Here is an 18,537-nt window from a genome sequence, read left to right as displayed (position 1 = left end):
AGGATCCCGGTGAGGACGGGCGGCAGGTATCGCGGCCCGCGCCGACGTCAAGGTTCCTCAGCGGTTGGCGCGGGCGAGCGCGGCGTGGAGCAGCAGGTTCACGCCGGGCAGCGTCTCGGCGAGGTCGATCGCCTCGGCCTCGTTGTGGGTGATGCCGCCCTTGCAGGGGGTGAAGATCATGCAGGCCGGCGCGACCCGGGCGACGTGGTAGGCGTCGTGCCCGGCCTGCGAGCGCAGGTCCATGGTCGGGACGGCGAGCCGTGCGGCGGTCTCGCGCAGGAGCGCGATCAGCCCGTCGTCGAACTGGAACACCCCGAAACCCCATTCCTCGGCGATCCGGATCGCCGTGCGCGAGCGTTCGGCGCAGTCCGGCAGGGCCGCCCGCAGGGCCGCCTTCATGGTCTCCAGCCGCTCCACCTCGGGGGCGCGCATGTCGATGAACAATTCGGCATATTCCGAGAGGGTGCCGGGCAGGTTCGGGACGAGGTCGAGGCGGGCGGCGGTGGCCTTGGCGTCGGCCTCCGCGTGGGCCCAGCCGATCTCGTTCACCGCCACCGCCACCATGGCGGCGCCGACGAGCGCGTTGTGGCGCTCCGCCATCGGGGTCGGGCCCGTATGGGCGGTCTCGCCCTCGACCGCGATGCGCATGCCGCAGCTCGGGAAGCCGCCGGTCACGATGCCGACCGGCACGCCCGCGCGGTCGAGGGCGGGTCCCTGCTCGATGTGGAGCTCGAAATAGGCGTCGATCGCCCGCCCGCCGACCGGCTCGGGGCCGCGATAGCCGATTCCCGCGAGGGCGTCGCCGAAGCGGATCCCGTCCCGGTCGACCCGGCCCTCGACCCATTCGGGACTCTGCTGGCCCGACCAGGCGAGGGAGCAGAGCATCGGCGGCGAGAAGCGCGCGCCCTCCTCGTTGGTCCAGTTCACCACCTCGATGCTGCGGCGGGTGGAGAGGCCGAGATCGTCGAGGGTGCGCAGCACTTCGAGCCCGGCGAGCACGCCCAGGATCCCGTCGAAGCGCCCGCCCGCCCACTGGGTGTCGAGGTGGCTGCCGATGACCACGGGGGGCAGGTCGGGCTCGGTGCCGGGGCGGCGCAGGACCATGCTGCCGAGCCGGTCGATCGACAGGGCGTAGCCGCCCTCCTCGGCCCAGGCCTTGAGCCGGTCGCGCATGACCCGGTCGGGCTCGGTGAGGGTGAGGCGCCGGATGCCGCCGCGCGGCCCGGTGCCGATGCCGGCCGAGACCATCAGCGTGTCCCAGAGCCGGGAGCCGTTCACGGAGAGGTTGGTCGCCATCGGGAACTCGCTATGGGCTGGCGGGAATGCGGCCGGGCGCATGCGAGGAGCGTGCCGCGAGGGCAGGGCTCCGGCGCGGGCGCTCCCGCATGCGGGCCTCCGTCCTACCGCTCCAGGGAGGCGGCGGCCAGTGCCGCGCCGAACCCGATGAGGACCGCCCCGAACGCGCGGTCGATCCAGCCACCGGCGGCGAGGAGGATCCGGCGCAGGCCCGGCTGCGAGAAGAGCAGTGCCACCAGCGCGAACCAGAGCGCGTGCGCCGCCATCAGAAAGGCGCCGTAGGCGAGCTGAACGCCGGGCGGCGTCTCCGGCCGGACCACCTGCATGAACAGGCTGACGACGAAGACCGAGGTCTTGGGATTGAGGGCGTTGGTGAGGAAGCCGGTCCGCAGGGCCGCCGCCGCCGACGGGGCGGCGCCCGCCTCCGGCGCCCGGGCGCGCGGTCGCGCCGCCAGCATCCGCAGGCCGAGCCACACCAGGTAGGCGGCGCCGGCGAGCTTCAGCGCCGAGAACAGGATCATCGACTGGCGGATGACGAGACCGAGGCCGAGCAGCGTGTAGGCGACGTGGACCGCGACCCCGAGGTCGATGCCGAGGGCCGTCAACAGGCCGGCGCGCCGGGAGAGCACGAGGCTGTTGCGCGAGACCATCGCGAAATCCGGTCCCGGGCTGATCACCGCGAGGGTGGTGATGACGATGACGGCGAGCCATTCGGTCACGGCGCTGTCCTGTGCGGGGGAGAGGGGCTATCCGTGTCCTAGCGTCACTCCCGCGGGCCTCATAACGATGGTTTCTGACCGTGACGGTGAGCCGGACTCACGGATCGTGCCGGCCCGGCTGCCGCCGCTCGGCGCCCTGCGCTGCTTCGAGGCGGCGGCCCGCCTGGAGAGCTTCACCCGGGCGGCCGACGAACTGCACCTCACCCACGGCGCCGTCAGCCGGGCGGTGCGGGCGATCGAGGAGGATCTCGGCCTGCCTCTGTTCGAGCGGCGCAGCCGGCGGGTCCGCCTGAACGCGGCCGGCGCGATCCTGCACCGGGCGGTGGCCGAGGCGTTCGCGACGATCCGGTCGGCGACGCGCGCCCTGCGGGCCGAGGCCCGGCAATCGCCGCTGGTCCTGTCCTGCGAGCCGACCCTGCTGATGCGCTGGCTGATCCCCCGGCTGCCGGCCCTGCAGGAGGCCCATCCCGACCTCGCGCTCCACCTCGTCTCCGGCGGCGGCACGCCCCGCTTCGAGGACGGGCTCGACCTCGCGCTCCGCCGCAACGACCATCCGCCGGCACCGGGCGCCCACGCGGCGATCCTGTTCGCCGAGAGGGTGGGCCCGGTCTGCGCCGCCGCCCGGGCCGGCGACTTCGTGGCGGAGACGGGCGAGGGACCGGCCTTCCGGCCCGGGACGCCGCGGCTGCACAGCCGCACCCGGCCCGCGGCCTGGGCCGACTGGGCCGCGCGGAGCGGGCGCCCGGCACCGGACGGGCCGGAGCACCGGTTCGAGCACTTCTCCCTCAGCCTGCAGGCCGCCGCCGCCGGGATCGGGGTGGCGATCGGACCCTGGCGGCTCGTCTGCGACGACGTGGCGGGCGGCCTCCTGGCGGCGCCCTTCGGCTTCGTCGCGGACGGCACGGATTACCGCCTGCTGGCGCCCCGCCCGATCGCGGCGGGCTCGGCGCAGGCGCGGCTCGCCGCGTGGCTGCGCGATTGCTGAGAGGCCGGAAGGGACGAGCGCGGGGCCGCGTTCAGTGCGATCGGCCGCTCTCACGCATGCCGCACGAAGGCGAGGTCCCGGTCGCTCGCATCCCCGTGGACGAGCCGCGTGAGTTCGTCGACGAGGCTGATCTGCCCGTGCTCCAGCTTGTAGAAGGCGATGACCTTCACCCGCACCGCCTCCCCGGTCCGCTTCAGCGCGTGGGCGACATGCACGGATGCGGCCGAGGCGCCGTCGCACACGATCTGCTCGATGACGAAGTCAAGCCTCCGCAGCGTCGTGCGCAGTGCCCGGAGGTGATCGAGGAAGCCTTCCCGGCCGAACTCCCTGCCATCCACCCGCTGCACGTAGCCGGGCGCGAAGTAGGCGGCGATCTCCTCGACGGGCCGGTCGAGATCGCAGAAGGCCTCGAACATCGCGCGGATCAGCGCCGTCCCTTCCTCGGATGTCATGAACTCGCTCCTTCCGCCCGACCGCGAACCCGTTTCGGCGGGTCGGCCGCCCTGCGGCGCCATGACCCTGGGTCAGGTCTAGACCGCTCGCCCGCGCCCGAGCAACCGCTCCCGCGCCGCCGCGTAGTCCCGCTTCAGCCGCGCGATCACTTCCGCGGCCGGCAGCACCTCGTCGATCGTGCCGACGCCCTGCCCGGCGCCCCAGATGTCGCGCCACGCCTTGGTCCGCCCGGAGCCGAAATCCATCCGGCTCTTGTCCGCGTGCGGCAGCGCGTCGGGGTCGAGCCCGGCCGCCGCGATGCTGGGCTTTAGGTAATTGCCCGGCACGCCCGTGAAGAAGGGCGTGTAGACCACGTCCGCCGCGCGGGTTTCGACGATCATCTCCTTGTAGGCGGGGGCCGCGTTCGCCTCGGCGGTGGCGATGAAGCGGGTGCCCATATAGGCGAGGTCGGCGCCCATCGCCTGGGCGGCCAGGATCGCCGCGCCGGTGGTGATCGCCCCCGACAGGATCAGCGGCCCGTCGTAGAAGCGGCGCACCTCGCCGACCAGCGCGAAGGGGCTGAGCGCCCCCGCGTGTCCGCCCGCCCCGGCGCAGACCAGGATCAGCCCGTCGACCCCGGCCTCCAGGGCCTTCTCGGCGTGGCGCACGGTGGTCACGTCGTGGAAGACGAGGCCGCCCCAGCCATGCACCGCCGCCACCACCGTGTCCGGTGCCCGCAGCGAGGTGATGATGATCGGCACCTGGTGGCGGGCACAGATTTCCAGGTCGTGATCCAGCCGGTCGTTCGAGGCGTGCACGATCTGGTTGACCGCGTAGGGCGCGACGATCCGGTCCGGCTCCGCCGCCTTGGCGGCGGCGAGGGCCTCGCCGATCCGGGTCAGCCACCCGTCGAGGGCCTCCTTCGGCCTCGCGTTGAGGGCCGGGAAGGAGCCGACGATGCCCCCCAGGCACTGCGCGATCACCAAGTCCGGCCCCGACACGATGAACATCGGCGAGGCGATCACGGGGAGCGCCAGGGCGCCGGCGAGGCTTTCGGGGAGGGCCATCGGGGTCGTTCCGCAGGGTGACGCGCGAGGCTTGGCATCGGCCCCGGCCGTGGTCAATCGGCCGAGGACGACGCCGGTCGGGGCGGGCCGGACGCTGCGCCGCGGGCCGCCGCGGGCGGACGTCCAGCCGCGACGCGACCGCGCGGGACCTGCACGCCGGCGCCGAGGAGGGCGGGACGCCGGCCGGCATGGTCGTGCACGGGCCCGATACGGGTGATGGCGACGAAACCCGCGAGCGCACCGGGAAGGCGCCGCCAGCCTTCGCGGCCAGCATCGGCGTGCCGGTCTCGACTCGTCGGCAGCGGGAGCACCGCCGTCGGCAGCCTCAAGGGCCGGCGCGGGTCCTCCTGGCTCTTCCGGAGAAGAACCCGCGCCTCGCCGAGGAGACGTTGGGTGCGCCACCCGCGATCGCGTCCGCCGCATCGGTTGCGCATCATTCCCGCCGCCGAGAAGGTGACCCCTTCGGCGAATGATGCTTATACCAACGGCTCAGGATGCGGACGCATCGAGCCGTTGACCCATCTCGAATTTTCGATTTCAAGCCAAAGGCTTGGCGAAAATTCGAGAGCACCACCACCGGTCATGGGAAATGACCGGTGGTATTAGAACCCCTGAAGCGTCGTCAGAGCGAGGAGTCGCCCCCTTGTCCGAACCCACCTGTGCCCCCGAGGCGGTCGGCCTCTGCGCGGAGCGCCTGGAGCGCGTCGACGGCTGGATGCGCCGCTACGTGGAATCCGGCCGGCTCGCCGGCCTGTCGGTGACGGTGGCGCGGCGCGGCGAGATCGCCTTCGCGCGGGCGCACGGGCTCTGCGACCTCGCCCGCGGCCGCCCGATGGCGCGGGACACGATCCTGCGCATCTACTCGATGACCAAGCCGCTCACCTCGGTGGCGGTGATGATGCTCTACGAGGAGGGGCGCTTCCAGCTCGACGATCCGGTCACCCGCTTCCTGCCGGAATTCCGCGGCATGCGGGTGCTCACCGGCGGCAGCCGCCGGAAGTGGGAGAGCGTGCCGGCCGAGCGCGACATCACCATCCGCGACCTCCTCACCCACACCTCGGGCCTCACTTACGGCTTCATGGAATCGACCCTGGTCGATGCCATGTACCGGGACGAGGGCATCGACTTCCAGACCGCCGAGACCTCGCTCGCCGAGGTGGTGGCCAAGGCCGCCTCCCTGCCGCTCCTGTCCCAGCCCGGCGCCGAGTGGAACTACTCGATCGGCACCGACGTGCTCGGGCACCTCGTCGCGGTGGTGTCGGGCCAGCCCTTCGACGCGTTCCTGCGCGAGCGCATCATCCGCCCGCTCGGCATGGTCGACACCGATTTCCACGTCCCGGCCGAGAAGCTGGCGCGCTTCGCCTCGAACTACGCCCACGGGGAGGGCGGGCGCCTGACCCTGATCGACGACGCCGTCGAGGGACGCTACGCGCATCCGCGCAGGGTCGCCTCGGGCGGGGGCGGGCTCGTCTCGACGGCCGCCGACTACGCCCGCTTCTGCCGCTTCATCCTCAACCGGGGCGAACTCGACGGCGTGCGCCTGCTCGGCCGCAAGAGCGTCGACCTGATGACCACCAACCACCTGCGCGGCGACCTCGCCGATATGGGCCAGCCGCGCTTCTCGGAATCGAGCTATGCCGGGATCGGCTTCGGCCTCGGCTTCTCGGTCATGCTCGACCCGGCCAAGGCGCAGATCCTCGGCACGCCGGGCGAGGTCGCCTGGGGCGGCGCCGCCTCGACGGCCTTCTGGATCGACCCGGCCGAGGAGCTGTTCGTGATCCTGCTCACGCAGCTCATGCCGTCCTCGGCCCTGCCGCTGCGGCGCGAGCTGCGCGTCCTGACCTACGCGGCGCTGGTCGATCAGGCGGGGCCGACCGCCCGCCGGTAGAGGTGCCAGGTGGCGTGGCCGAGCACCGGCAGCACCACGGCGAGCCCGACGAACAGGCTCGCCATGCCGACGACGAGGAGCGCCGCCACGATCACGCCCCACAGCGCCATGGTGCCGGGATTCTCGCGCATCAGGGCCATCGAGGTCTCGATCGCCGTGCCCGCATCCGTGTCGCGGTCGACGAGGAGCGGGATCGACACGGCGCTGACCGCGAGCGCCAGGAGCGAGAAGGCCGCCCCCGCGAGGTTGCCGACCACGATCAGCGCCCAGCCCCGCGGCGTGGTGAGGACGTCCGTCAGGAAGGCCCCGGCCGAGGCGTAGGCCGCGCCGTCGAAGAGCGCGCGGTAGATCCCCATCGCCACGACGAGCCAGGCGAGGAAGATCGCCGTGAGGACGAGGCCGACGCCGAGGATCGCCCGCGGCGAGCGCCGGGTCAGCGGCGCGTAGGCCTGCACCCAGTCGGTCTCCTGGCCGCGCTCGCGCCGCCGGCTCATCTCGTAGAGGCCGATCGCCGCGAAGGGCCCGATCAGGGCGAAGCCCGAGGCGAGGGGGAAGAGCAGCGGCAGGAGATCGTTCTCGAAGACCGCCGCCGCGAGGATCACCCCGGCGATCGGGTAGATCATCACGATGAACAGGACGTGCGTCGGATTGTCGAGGAAGTCCCCCCAGCCCTTGGCGAGGGCGGTCCGCAGGTCGGCCGGGCCGATCCGGTGGACGGCGGGGTGATACGCCCTGGTGACGGGCGAGAAGGCTGGAGACACCGTCATCGCAAATCCTCCGCGGGGACGGGCGCGCGACGGCCGACGGGCCGGGATGGTCGGGGCGGTCAGGGCATCGCTTGCGCCGAGGGGTCCTTCAGGAACCGGCACCGGGTGGCGGGCCGGACCGGGGCAGCCTAATCCAGCGCTCCCGATCGCACCATGGGGGGAGCGCAGGCGCGCGCGCCCCAGGCGGCGATCACGTTGTCTCGATCGCGGGCCGGTGGGCGACGCCCCCCTCTCCTAGGAACCATCCGGCCCGGAGGCCGGGGCGGGCTCCCCGAGCCCCGCCGCCGCGACCAGCGCCCGGGTGTAGGCCTGCCGCGGGCGCGCCAGCACCTCCAGGGTCTCGCCCCGCTCGACCTCGCGCCCGTCGCGCAGGACCAGCAAAGTGTCGGCGAGCGCGCGCACCACCGCGAGGTCGTGGCTGATGAACAGGTAGGCGAGGCCGTGCGCCGCCTGCAACTCGCGCAGCAGCGCGACGATGTCCCGCTGCACCGTGCGGTCCAGCGCCGAGGTCGGCTCGTCGAGCACCACCACGCGCGGCCGCAGGATCATCGCCCGCGCGATGGCGATGCGCTGCCGCTGCCCGCCCGAGAAGGCGTGCGGGAAGCGGTGGCGCCAGTCCGGATCGAGCCGCACCGCGGCGAAGGCCTCCGCGGCCCGCGCGTCGCGCTCGCGGGCGCTCAGGCGCGGCGCGTGGACCCGCAGGCCCTCGGACACGATCTCCCCCGCGGTGAGCCGCGGCGAGAGCGAGCCGTGCGGGTCCTGGAACACCGGCTGGAAACCCCGCCGCAGCGGCCGCAGCTGCGCCCGGCCGAGCCCGGTCAGGTCCCGGTCCTCGAAGCGCACGATCCCGGTCGCGGCCGGCTCCAGCCGCAGCAGCGCCCGCCCGAGGCTCGACTTGCCCGAGCCCGATTCCCCGACCACCCCGAGGGTCTGCCCGGCCCTGAGCGCGAGGTCGAGGCCGGCGAGCGCCACCCGCGGCGGCGCCCGCCGCAGCAGCCCGCCCCGCCCCGGATAGGCGACGCGGAGCCCGCGCGCCTCCAGCACCAGAGGGGAGGAGGCCGGGACCGGGCCCTTGCGCCCGGCGGGCTCGGCCGCCACGAGGTCGCGGGTCTCCGGCGCACGCGGCTCGGCGAAGAGCCGCTCCGTCGGCCCGCACTCGACGAGGCGCCCGCCCCGCAGCACCGCGGTGCGCTCGGCCATGCGCCGCACCAGGCGCAGGTCGTGGCTGATGAACAGGAGCGCGAGGCCGAGCCGGGCCTTGAGGTCGGCCAGCAGCGCCAGGATCTGGGCCTGGACGGTGACGTCGAGCGCCGTGGTCGGCTCGTCCGCGATCAGCAGGTCGGGCTCGCAGGCGAGCGCCATGGCGATCATCACCCGCTGGCGCTCGCCCCCCGACAATTCGTGCGGGTAGGCGCCGAGCCGCGCGGCGGCGTCGCGCAGCCCCACGAGGCGCAGGAGGTCGAGGGCGCGGGCGCGGGCCTGGGCGCGCGTCAGCCCGCGATGCGCCCGCAGCGGCAGGGCGATCTGGTGCCCGACGGGGGAGAGCGGCGGCAGGGCGCTCATCGGTTCCTGGAACACCATGCCGATCCGCGCGCCGCGGATGCGGTCGAGATCCGGGCGGGGGAGGCCGATCAGCTCGGTGCCGTCGAACAGGGCCGAGCCCGTCACCCGCGCCGTCTCCGGCAGCAATCCCATCACGGCGAGCGCCGCCTGGCTCTTGCCCGAGCCGGATTCGCCCACGAGGGCGAGCGTCTCCCCCCGCCCGAGGGTCAGGTCGAGGCCCGACAGGGCCGCCCCCTCGCCGTAGGCCACCGACAGGCCCCGGAGGCTGAGGAGCGGCGCCACCTCAGGCGCCCCGCGGATCGAGGGCGTCGCGCAGGCGGTCGCCGAGGAGGGTGAGGGCCACGAGCGTCGCGACCAGCGCGGCGGCGGGCGCCAGCAGCATCCAGGGCGCGCTCTCGATGCTGCGGGCGCCGTCCGCGATCAGCACGCCCCAGCTCGTCATCGGCTCCTGCACGCCGAGCCCGAGGAAGGACAGGAAGCTCTCCAGCAGGATCACCCGCGGGATCAGCAGGGCCGCGTAGGCCAGGACCGGCCCGAGGGCGTTCGGCACCACGTGGCGGCGCAGGATCGCGCCCGTGCCGAGCCCGAGCGCCTCGGCCGCCCGCACGTAATCCTGGCGCCGGATCGCCAGGGCCTCGCCGCGCACGATGCGGGCCATGTCGAGCCACTCCACCGCCCCGACCGCCACGAAGACCAGCGCCAGCGAGCGGCCGAACACCACGACGAGCAGGATCACGAAGAACACGAAGGGCAGCGCGTACAGGATGTCGACGAGCCGCATCATCGCGGCGTCGACCGCGCCGCCGAGATAGCCCGCGAGCGCCCCGTAGGCGACGCCGATCCCCAGCGCCACCGCGGTCGCCAGGAGCCCGAGGGCGAGCGACACCCGGCCGCCCACCAGCACCTGGGTGAGGAGGTCGCGCCCGAGCGTGTCGGTGCCGAGGAGGAAGCGCGTTTCGCGCACCGGAACCCGCAGGGACAGGCGGCGCCCGTCCTCCGCCCGCCCGAGCAGGGTCGCTGGGGCGAACAGGTCGGAGCGCGCGAAGAAGCCGAGCACCCGCGCGTCGATCGGCCGGTCGGCCGCGAGCGTCACCCGCACGGCGCCGGGCTCGAGGGCGATCTCTTCCGCGCGCACCCGCATGCGCAGGGCCAGCCGCTCCAGGGCCGGGCCGATCGTCCCGGGGCGGGGATAGACCTCCAGCGAGGGCGGCGTGCGCGGGTAATCGTAGGAGAGGCGCCCGAAGGCGTGGCCGGTGAGGAGCGGCCCCGCCGCGCAGGCGAGCCCGATCAGGATCAGCACCGCGAGGCTCGCCAGGGCCGCGGGGTCGCCCCGCAGCCGCCGCGCCGCCGCGGCCCACAGGGAGAGGTCGGGCGGCGGCCTCATGCCCGGCGCACCCGCGGGTCGAGGAGGGCGAGGCCGATATCGACCAGGAGGTTGAACAGGATCACGAAGCAGGCCACCAGCACCACCGTGCCCATCACCAGCGGGTAGTCGCGGTTGAGCGCCCCGTCCACGAAGGCGCGGCCCAGTCCGGGCAGCCCGAAGATCGTCTCCACCACCACCGAGCCGGTGAGCAGCCCCGCCGCGGTCGGGCCCAGATAGGAGACCACCGGCAGCGCCGCGCCCCGCAGGGCGTGGAGGGCGATCACCCGGCGCGGCAGCCCGAGCGCCCGCAGGGTGCGCATCGGCGGCGTCGCCAGCGTCTCGGCCAGGGCGGCCCGGGTGAGCCGGGCGATCACCGCCACCTGCGGCAGGGCGAGCGTCACCACCGGCAGGACGAGGTGGCGCGGCGCGCCGCCCTCCCAGCCGCCGACCGGCAGCCAGCGCAGGCCGAGCCCGAAGGCGATCTGGAGCAGCGGCGCGACGACGAAGCCCGGCACGGTCAGCCCGAGCGTGCCGAGCAGCATCACCGCGTGGTCGAGGGCGCGGCCCCGGCGCGCGGCGGCGAGCCCCCCGAGCCCGACGCCCGCGATCAGCGCCAGCGCCAGCGCCAGCCCCCCGAGGGTCATCGACACCGGCAGGCCCCGGGCCAGGAGGTCGCCGACGCCCATGTCCCGCACCGAGAAGGACGGTCCGAGATCCCCCGACAGGAGCGCGGCGAGGTAGCGCCCGTACTGGACGAGGAGCGGCTGGTCGAGCCCGTAGACCCGCCGCAGGTTCTCCATCGCCGCGGGGGCGAGCGGCCGCTCCAGGTCGAAGGGCCCGCCCGGCGCGACCCGGGCGAGGAAGAAGGACAGGGTCACGACCAGGAACAGGGTCGGGACCGCCTGGGCGAGGCGGCGCAGCACGAAGCCGGTCATCGGGGCGGGCCCCCGCGGGGCGGGGCGCTCATCCGTCCAGCCAGAGGTAGCGGGTCGGGGAGACGCCGCGCAGGTTGGGCACGATGCCGCGCAGCCGCGGCGAGACCATGTGCTTGTGCCGGTAGTGCAGCAGCGGGATCCAGGGCAGGTCGGCGAGGAAGACCTCCTCCGCCCGGTGCAGCAGCCCGGCCCGCCGCGCGAGATCGACGGTCCCGGCCGCCTCGCGCATCAGCGCGTCGTAGGCCGGGTTGGCGTAGTGGCCCGAGTTGAAGCCGTCGTTGTCGCTCTCGACCAGGAACAGGAAGTTCTGCGGGTCCGCGTAATCGGCGATCCAGGCGTAGCGGGCGAGGTCGAACGGTCCGCCGTCGCGCAGATGCGCGAAGTGGGTCTTGGCATCGGTGTTGACGAGGCGCGTGCTGACCCCGAGCGGCTGCCACATGTCGGCGATCGCCACCATGGTGTTCCGGTTGTTGTCGGTGGTGTTGTAGCGGATCTCGACGGGCAGCGGCCGCCCTCCCGGCCCGTATCCGGCCTCGCGCAGCAGCGCCACCGCGCGGTCCTCCCGCTCCAGGGGCGAGAGGTCCCGGCCCGGCATCTCGGGGGGCGGCAGGGCGTTGTCGAGCCCCGCCGGCGTCAGCGAGTAGGCCGGCAGCATCGACTCGCCCCAGACCGCCTCGGCCAGGAATTCCCGGTCGATGGCGAGCGACAGGGCCTGGCGGATCCGCCGGTCGCCGAGCGGCGCCCGGCGCAGGTTGACCATCAGCACCAGCACGCCGAGCGCCGGCGCGAGCCAGACCTGCTCGCCGAAGCGGGCCTTCAGGGCCCGGATCTGGTCGGCCGGCAGATCGCTCAGGGAATCGATCTCGCCGGCCGCGAAGCGCCGCACCGCCGCCGCGAGGTCCGGGGTCGGGATGTAGGCGATCTCGGGGATCCGCACGCGCCCGGCCTCGCGGAAATGCGGGTTGCGCGCCGCCGTGACCCGGTCGTTCGGCACGAAATCCGTCAGCCGGTAGGCGCCGTTCGAGACGAGCAGCCCGGGCCGGCTGAAGGCGTCGCCGTGCCGGGCGAGCGTTGGCCGGTGGATCGGCGAACTCGCCTGATGGGTCATCAGTTCGAGGAGGTAGGGGGTCGGCTGGGCGAGCGTGATCACCACCCGGCGCGGATCCGGCGCCGCGACGCCGATCCGCTCCACCGGCGCGGCGCCCCGGTTCGCCGCCTCCGCCCCGCGGATCGGGAACAGCACGTTGGCGTATTTGGCGCCGGTCGCCGGGTCGAGGATGCGGCGGAACCCGGCCAGGAAATCCTCCGCCACCACGGGGTCGCCGTTCGACCAGCGCCCGTCCGGGCGCAGGGTGAAGCTCCAGGTGAGGCCGTCCTCGGAGGTGGTCCAGCTCTCCGCCGCCCCGGGCACGATCCGCCCGGCCGCGTCGTAGCAGGTCAGGCCCTCGAAGAGGTCGAGGAGGATCGTGGCCTCCGCGAGGGTCGAGGAGCGGTGCGGATCGAGGGTTTCCGGATCGGCGTCGTTGCCGCGCCGGTAGAGGGCCGGCCCGGCCGCGCGCGCGCCGCGCGCCGCGGCCCCGAGGATGGCCCCGCCGCTCGCGGCGAGGAGGTCGCGGCGGCGCATGGCCGGGCGCATGGCCGGGCGCCCGCTCAGGCGCCGGTCTGGGCCTCGAACCCGGCGGCCTCGATGCCGGCCACGGCCGCGGTCTCGTCGTTGTCCGAGGTGTCCCCCGAGATGCCGACCGCGCCGATCACGTGGCCGTGGCGCTTGATCAGCACCCCGCCCGGCACCGGGACGAGCCCGGCCGGCCCGGCGAGGTGGGTCACCGCGGCGACGAAATAGGCCTGCGCCTCCGCCCGGGCGCCGATCGCCCGCGAGCCGAGCCCGAGGGCGAGCGCCCCGTTCGCCTTGCCGGCGGCGATCTCGGCCCGCTTCAGGCTGGTCCCGTCCTCGACGGACGCGGCCTTGAGCGCGCCGCGGGCGTCGAGCACCACCACCGCGAGCGGCTTCAGGTCGAGGCTGCGGGCGGTGGTGAGCGCCGTCGCCACGATGCTCTGGGCGGCGTCAAGGGTCAGGTCCGACATGCGATGTCCCGCTGCGAGGGGGCGGGCCGCGGCCCGCGATCGCCCCTGATCGCACAGCGCGCGGCAGGCGTCACCGGGTGGGGGAGGGGCCGGCCGACGCTCGCTCCCCGGAGCGGACCCGGATTCCGCTCAGCCGGCGAAACGGTCAGCCCGGCGCATCAGAACGGCGCGTAGTCGCCGCCATCCGTGATGACGTCGAGCGCCCGCTCGACCGAGGTCACCGCGTCGAGGAGCATCTGGACCGAGCGCTCGGTCTCGGGGCGCGGCCGTCCCAGGCTCGCCGTGCGGGCGCCGATGTCGTGCAGCTGCTCGGCGATCGCCACGAGGTCGGAGACCACCGCGGCGACCTCGCGGGCGGAGACGTCGGGCGCCGTGCGGGCGCGCAGGGGAACGACATTGCTCATCGGCCCCGAATGTCGCGCAAAGGCTGCCCCCGCGCCAGGACGGAATCGCGGCTCTCCACGGGATTCCGGCGGCCGCGGCGCCCCGGCCACGCCCGCCGGCAAACCGCGCCGGCCGCCGCGCCGCGCCTTGACCGCGCCCCGTTCCCCCGCGAGGAGGGCGGCTCGCCGTCCGGCAGAACCGTCCCACAGGACCGACCGATGAAGCTCCCGCTCCTCCTCGCCGCCGGCGCCCTGGCCGCGCTGCTCCCCGCCTGCACCAGCATGGAAGCCGACCGCTCCGCCTTCAGCGAGACCTTCAGCACCCAGAACTACGTCCGCTCGAACGACACCAACGGCACGCAGCGCCGGCCGGACGTCAACCGCGCCTTCACGCAGCCCACCGTCCCGACCATCGGCAATCGCGGGCTCTGATCCGGGATCCGCTTGATCCAAGCGGATCCCGGCTCACGCGCCTGCGCGGCGCCTGAGCGCGGCGCCTGAGCGAAGCCGACATCCGCATGGCCGAAATCGGAGATGGCGAAGCCATCAACCGGATGTCGGATGAGCCGGGCGCTCGGCAGAATCGCCTGACGCGAGTCTGCCTCATTCGGTTTTCGCATCATGTTTCGCTGACGCGGACCTTCGGTTCGCCGCCGAACCGGGGGCCGCTTCGGCGCATGATGCGGGGGACCGATCACTCCTTGGCGAGCGCGTCCGCGAACGCCGCGATGCGGTTGCGGGCGTAGGTCGGCAGGCCCGCGCTGATCGAGTTGCCGGTGTTGAAGGAGGAATTCCCCATCAGCACCTGGGCCGGCAGCAGGTTGCGCAGCACCGGGACGCGCTCGTACTCCTTCTTGCGGTCGAGCACGTCCGCCTTGATGCCGAGCGCCATGGTGGCCGTCACCACCGTCTTGCCCGGATCGCCCGCGGCGGGCTGCAGCACCGCCAGGAACTTGCCGAAGCGCAGGATCTGGTTCACCCAGAAGATGTTCTGCTCCATCGCGCCCGCCACCGGAGCGTCGATCCGGGTGAGGCTCGCGAGCTTCCCCGCCTCCTCGGGCGGCAGGACCCGCAATTCGCTCTGGAACGAGACGAACTCGGCGATCTTCTTGCCGCCCTCCTCCAGCTTGTTGGCGAGCTTGACCCCGAGCGGCAGCTTGCCCTCCAGGTCGTAGCGCGACTCGATGCAGAGCGTGTCGGGCGCCGCGCACCACGGCCGGTCGGGCCGGCGCGCGAAGGCGGCCGCCGGGTCCCTGGTCGGCGTCGCGTCGGCCGGGTTGAGGGCCCTGTGCTTGATCGCCGGATCCATCCGGCCGAGGAAGCCGAGCGAGGCGAACCGCTTGAGGTCGATGCGGTCGGCCGGGCGCGGCACCACGAAGCGCGCCTCGGCGAGGTAGACTTTCAGCGCCTCGTGCCGCGCCTTGGTGGTCCCGTTCACCGTCACCTTGTAGTCGGGCTCGACGTAGTCCGGGTAGGGCGAGAGGATCGCCTTCTGCACCGGCTGGTTGCGGCTCCACTCGGCGAAGGGGGTGAGGCCGCTCTCGGGGCTCGACGGGTTGTCCCGGTGATCGGTGAACAGGATCGTGTTCGGGGCGATCCCCCCGGCATCGAGGCCCGCGAGGCTCGGCACGTCCTTGGTGCGGTACTGGGCGAGGACCGGCGTCGCCGTCAAGGCGACGAGAAGGGGCGCGGCGACGCGGAGGCGGGCCGTGAGGCTGTGACGCACGGGCGGGACTTCCTTGAGATTCGGGGGCCGGGGGGCCGCACCGTCAATAGGTCGGATCTTCCCCGAAGAGATAGTCGGGATCGCGGCGGCGCGGCCGGCGGTAGCCGTCGTCGTCGCCGAAGGGCGAGCGGGCCGAGGGGCCCGGCCAGATCGGCTCGGGGGCCGGCACCGGCTGCGCCCGGCGGATCGGCGGCGGGCCGCCGAAGAGCTGCCGCCCGATCTCCCCGAACGGGTCGTAGCGGTCGTCGTCCGGCTGCCGCACGTCCGCCGGACGCCGCGCCTCGTCCCGCCGCCGCGGCTCGTCGAACGGGTTGGCGTCCTCGGGCCGGCCGCCATCCACCACGTCGCCGTCCTGGTCGACGTCCGGCCGCATGGCGTAGACCGATTCCTGCGGCACGAGGCTGAACCGGGTGTCGGCGAGGCGTCCGTCGGGCTGCAGGCGGAAATGCTCCATGAAGCCGCCCCCCGCCACCCGGCTGCCGGAATAGAGGTCGATCGGCGCGTCCGCGATCAGGCGCCGCGCCTCCGGGCTCGGCGGGGCGAGGGGTGATTTCGGCACCCCGTTCGCCCAGGCGGCCTGGAGGATCTGGGCGAAGACCGGCACGGCGAGGTGCCCGCCGGTCTGGCCGCGCCCGAGCGTGCGGCGCCGGCCGTCCGCGTTGTCGTAGCCGATCCAGACCACGATGGTGATCTCGTTGGTGAAGCCCGCGAACCAGGCGTCGTTCTCGTCCTCCGAGGTGCCGGTCTTGCCGGCCACGTAGGGGGCGAAGCGCGCGAGGGCCGCCGCCGTGCCGCGCTGGGTCACGCCCTGGAGCAGGCTCTTGATCTGGTAGAAGGCGACCCGGTCGGCCGAGCCGATGCGGGCGAGCGGGCGCTCCGCGTGCCGGTAGACGTAGGTCTCGCCCTGCGCGACCGATTCGAGGGCGTAGGGGCTCGGCCGCTCGCCCTCGTTGGCGATGGCCGCGTAGAAGGCCGCGAGGTCGATCATCCGCACCGGCTGGGCGCCGAGCACGAACGGGTAGTAGCGCTCGCACTCGGCGTAGAGCTGGGCTTCGAGGGCGATGTCGCAGACCCGCTTCAGGCTCTGCTCCGGCCGCTCGGCGATGCCGCCGCGCAGGAGCTGGGCGGTGACGAGGTTCTTCGAGTGCTCCAGGCCGCGCCGCAGCGTGGTCGGGCCGGAGCCGCCGCCCTCGTAGTTCTTGGGCGACCAGGACTGGCCGACCCCGCCGATCGGCGGCAGCGTCACGGCCGCGTCCATCACCAGCGTGTTGGGCTGCAGCCCGGCATTGAGCGCCGCCAGGTAGGTGAGCGGCTTGAGGGTCGAGCCCGGCTGGCGGACGCTCTGGGTCACCCGGTTGAGCTGGCTCAGCGGGTAGGAGAAGCCGCCCGCCATGGCGAGGATGCGCCCGGTTCGGTTCTCCAGCACCACGGCCGCGCCCTGGACCTGGGGGCGGACGCGCAGGTCGGCCCGCGGGGCGCCCTTTCCCTCCCGAAGGGCGACCCGCACCACGTCGTAGGGGGCGAGCCGGCCCCGGGCGAGGCCCGGATTGAGGCTGGCGACGCGCCCGTCCGCGAGGCCGACGCGGGGCGCCGCGCCCTTGGCGCCGGTGTCGAGCACCACGGCGAGGGGCCAGTGCACGTCGTAGAGCGGCGCGCGGGCGCTCTCGAGCGCACGCTGCCAGGCCGGTTTGGGCCCGGCCGGCCTCGCCGGGGCCTTCGCGGCCTTGCCGCCCTTGGCCGGTCCGCCCTTGGCCGGGCCGCCGCCGCTGGCCGGGCCGCCGCCGCTGGCCGGACCGCCGCCGCTGGCCGGGCCGCCGGCCTGCTTCGCGGCGGGCGCCGGCTCGGGCGGTGCCGCCGCGGCCGGCGCGGTGGCGGCCTCGATGCGCTTGACCGCGTCCGCGAGGTTGAATTCCGGCCCCTCGAAGCGGGAGCGGCCGGTCGCCGCCTCGTAGCGCGCCAGCGCGTCCTGGAGGATCGACTCGGTCGCGGTCTGAAGCCCGGCATTGAGCGTCGTGCGCACCGTGTAGGCGTTGGCGGTGAGCGCGTCGAGGCCGGCGAGGGAGCGCGCCTCGCGGCCGAGATGGTCGACGTAGTAGAAGCCGGCCTCCTGGCGCGTGCGCTCCAGCGGCACGAGGCCGAGGTCGCTCCGCAGCGCCTCGTTCATCGCCGCCTCGTCGATCACGCCCTCCTCCTTCATGCGGGAGAGGACGTAGGCGCGCCGCTCGCGGGCGCGGTCGGGATACTTGTCGGGGCTGTAGTAGTTCGGTCCCTTCGGCATGCCCGCGAGCAGGGCCGCCTCCGGCACGGTCAGGTCCTTGACCGACTTGCCGAAGTAGCTGCGCGCGGCCATCTCGACCCCGTAGGCGCCGCGGCCCAGATAGATCCCGTTCAGGTAGAGGCCGAGGATCTCGGGCTTCGTCATCACCTGCTCGGCGCGGACCGCCACGATCATCTCGCGGATCTTGCGCTCGTAGGTGACGTCGTCGCCCACCGACAGGTTCTTCACCACCTGCTGGGTGATGGTGGAGCCGCCCGCCGGCCGGCCCGGCGAGGCGAGGTTGCCGATGAAGGCCCGGATCACCCCGCGCTCGTCGATGCCCCTGTGGCTCTCGAAGCGCTTGTCCTCGGCGGCGATGAAGGCCTTCTGGACCAGCACGGGGATCTGGGTGATCGGCACGGCGATGCGCCGCCCGTTCGGCTCGGCGGTCTCCGAGAAGCGGTTGCCGCGCCCGTCCAGGATCGTGCTCACGCCCGGCAGCCGGAGGGTCTTGAGCGCGCTCGCGTCGGGCAGGCCCTCCACCGCCCTGTTGTAGAACTCGATCACGGCCTTCGCCTCGAAGGGGGCGTTGGGCGGGTTCTCGTTCTTGCAGAACTGCTTGTAGCTCGTGTTGAGTTCGCCGATGTCGAGGCCGTGCAGGATCTTGGCCTCGCCCGCGATCGCCTTGGGGTCCTCCATCGCGGTCGAGATCAGGTCGTCGAGGTTGATGTCCTCGATGTCGAAGGCCTTGCGCATGTGGGCGCAGCCGTCGCGCAGGATGCGCACCACCTCGGGCCCGTCCTTGGCGGGATCGAACTGGGTGCGGATCGCCTCCGGCCGGGTGGTCGCCTGGCTGAGCGTCAGCGCGGTGGCGAAGAGCTTGATGAGGATCGCGTTCATGGACCTTGCGCCCGGCCGGTCAGGGCTGACGCGGCAGGAAACGGCCGGGGACCTGAAGGGGACCTGTACAACGCGGCCCTTTTAAGGTCGGGTCCCGCGGGTCGGGAGGCTGCGATGGCCCGCGGACAGGCGTTGCGCGGGCCGGATTGGGCGCCGGGCAGGAGCCGC

At 73.7% G+C, this 18,537-nt stretch carries 17 protein-coding genes; 4 read left to right on the top strand and 13 right to left on the bottom strand.

The window, feature by feature from the left end; genetic code table 11:
• Positions 1-57: 57 nt before the first annotated feature.
• Together QA634_RS26940 and QA634_RS26935 are read right to left on the bottom strand one after the other, a co-directional pair.
• Positions 58-1,296 (bottom strand): Zn-dependent hydrolase, encoded by a 1,239-nt coding sequence (locus tag QA634_RS26940; protein ID WP_012335056.1) that lies wholly within the window; start codon positions 1,294-1,296, stop codon positions 58-60.
• Between the two features lie 104 nt (positions 1,297-1,400).
• On the bottom strand, positions 1,401-2,015 hold the full coding sequence (locus QA634_RS26935; protein WP_012335055.1) for a LysE family translocator: 615 nt from the start codon (positions 2,013-2,015) through the stop codon (positions 1,401-1,403).
• A 106-nt stretch (positions 2,016-2,121) separates the two neighbouring features.
• On the opposite strand from QA634_RS26935, the gene QA634_RS26930 reads away from it, so the two are divergent.
• The gene (locus QA634_RS26930; protein WP_012335054.1) at positions 2,122-3,000 is read left to right on the top strand and encodes a LysR family transcriptional regulator; all 879 of its coding nucleotides are present in this window, start codon (positions 2,122-2,124) and stop codon (positions 2,998-3,000) included.
• A gap of 50 nt (positions 3,001-3,050) precedes the next feature.
• Here QA634_RS26930 and QA634_RS26925 read toward each other — a convergent pair whose 3' ends face one another.
• Positions 3,051-3,452: a nuclear transport factor 2 family protein gene (locus tag QA634_RS26925; RefSeq protein ID WP_012335053.1), complete on the bottom strand. Its 402-nt coding sequence runs from the start codon at positions 3,450-3,452 to the stop codon at positions 3,051-3,053.
• A 78-nt stretch (positions 3,453-3,530) separates the two neighbouring features.
• Positions 3,531-4,499: an NAD(P)H-dependent flavin oxidoreductase gene (locus tag QA634_RS26920; RefSeq protein WP_012335052.1), complete on the bottom strand. Its 969-nt coding sequence runs from the start codon at positions 4,497-4,499 to the stop codon at positions 3,531-3,533.
• Positions 4,500-4,687: 188 nt separating this feature from the next.
• Between QA634_RS26920 and QA634_RS26915 the strand changes: the two genes are divergently transcribed.
• Both QA634_RS26915 and QA634_RS26910 read left to right on the top strand, forming a co-directional pair.
• Positions 4,688-4,972, top strand: coding sequence for a hypothetical protein (locus QA634_RS26915; protein ID WP_236728717.1), 285 nt, complete (start codon positions 4,688-4,690; stop codon positions 4,970-4,972).
• A gap of 170 nt (positions 4,973-5,142) precedes the next feature.
• Positions 5,143-6,387 (top strand): serine hydrolase domain-containing protein, encoded by a 1,245-nt coding sequence (locus tag QA634_RS26910; protein ID WP_012335051.1) that lies wholly within the window; start codon positions 5,143-5,145, stop codon positions 6,385-6,387.
• Here the strand turns inward: QA634_RS26910 and QA634_RS26905 are convergent.
• From QA634_RS26905 to QA634_RS26875, 7 genes are all read right to left on the bottom strand, one after another.
• The gene (locus QA634_RS26905; RefSeq protein WP_012335050.1) at positions 6,360-7,154 is read right to left on the bottom strand and encodes a DUF2189 domain-containing protein; all 795 of its coding nucleotides are present in this window, start codon (positions 7,152-7,154) and stop codon (positions 6,360-6,362) included. The two genes, QA634_RS26910 and QA634_RS26905, sit on opposite strands and share 28 nt — an antisense overlap.
• A 234-nt stretch (positions 7,155-7,388) precedes the next feature.
• Positions 7,389-8,999: an ABC transporter ATP-binding protein gene (locus QA634_RS26900; protein WP_012335049.1), complete on the bottom strand. Its 1,611-nt coding sequence runs from the start codon at positions 8,997-8,999 to the stop codon at positions 7,389-7,391.
• Position 9,000: 1 nt separating this feature from the next.
• Complete coding sequence (locus QA634_RS26895) at positions 9,001-10,101, bottom strand: ABC transporter permease (RefSeq protein WP_012335048.1); 1,101 nt, start codon at positions 10,099-10,101, stop codon at positions 9,001-9,003.
• Positions 10,098-11,018, bottom strand: a complete 921-nt coding sequence (locus QA634_RS26890) for an ABC transporter permease (RefSeq protein WP_012335047.1) — start codon at positions 11,016-11,018, stop codon at positions 10,098-10,100. The genes QA634_RS26895 and QA634_RS26890 overlap by 4 nt, the downstream gene beginning before the upstream one ends.
• Positions 11,019-11,046: 28 nt before the next feature.
• Positions 11,047-12,654: a peptide ABC transporter substrate-binding protein gene (locus QA634_RS26885; protein ID WP_012335046.1), complete on the bottom strand. Its 1,608-nt coding sequence runs from the start codon at positions 12,652-12,654 to the stop codon at positions 11,047-11,049.
• 14 nt (positions 12,655-12,668) lie between these two features.
• On the bottom strand, positions 12,669-13,103 hold the full coding sequence (locus QA634_RS26880; RefSeq protein WP_012335045.1) for a GlcG/HbpS family heme-binding protein: 435 nt from the start codon (positions 13,101-13,103) through the stop codon (positions 12,669-12,671).
• Positions 13,104-13,261: 158 nt separating this feature from the next.
• A complete protein-coding gene (locus QA634_RS26875) occupies positions 13,262-13,507 on the bottom strand; it encodes a hypothetical protein (RefSeq protein WP_012335044.1) in 246 nt (81 codons plus the stop codon).
• 198 nt (positions 13,508-13,705) lie between these two features.
• On the opposite strand from QA634_RS26875, the gene QA634_RS26870 reads away from it, so the two are divergent.
• Positions 13,706-13,918, top strand: coding sequence for a hypothetical protein (locus QA634_RS26870; protein ID WP_012335043.1), 213 nt, complete (start codon positions 13,706-13,708; stop codon positions 13,916-13,918).
• A 262-nt stretch (positions 13,919-14,180) separates the two neighbouring features.
• Here QA634_RS26870 and QA634_RS26865 read toward each other — a convergent pair whose 3' ends face one another.
• Together QA634_RS26865 and QA634_RS26860 are read right to left on the bottom strand one after the other, a co-directional pair.
• A complete protein-coding gene (locus QA634_RS26865) occupies positions 14,181-15,212 on the bottom strand; it encodes a hypothetical protein (RefSeq protein WP_012335042.1) in 1,032 nt (343 codons plus the stop codon).
• A gap of 43 nt (positions 15,213-15,255) precedes the next feature.
• Positions 15,256-18,369, bottom strand: a complete 3,114-nt coding sequence (locus tag QA634_RS26860; RefSeq protein ID WP_012335041.1) for a penicillin-binding protein 1A — start codon at positions 18,367-18,369, stop codon at positions 15,256-15,258.
• Positions 18,370-18,537: the final 168 nt, after the last annotated feature.

The sequence above is a fragment of the Methylobacterium sp. CB376 genome (genome assembly GCF_029714205.1).
Classification (GTDB): Bacteria; Pseudomonadota; Alphaproteobacteria; order Rhizobiales; family Beijerinckiaceae; genus Methylobacterium.
Note: the sequence above shows the minus strand (reverse complement) of the source record. Positions and strands in the feature narration are given on the sequence as shown.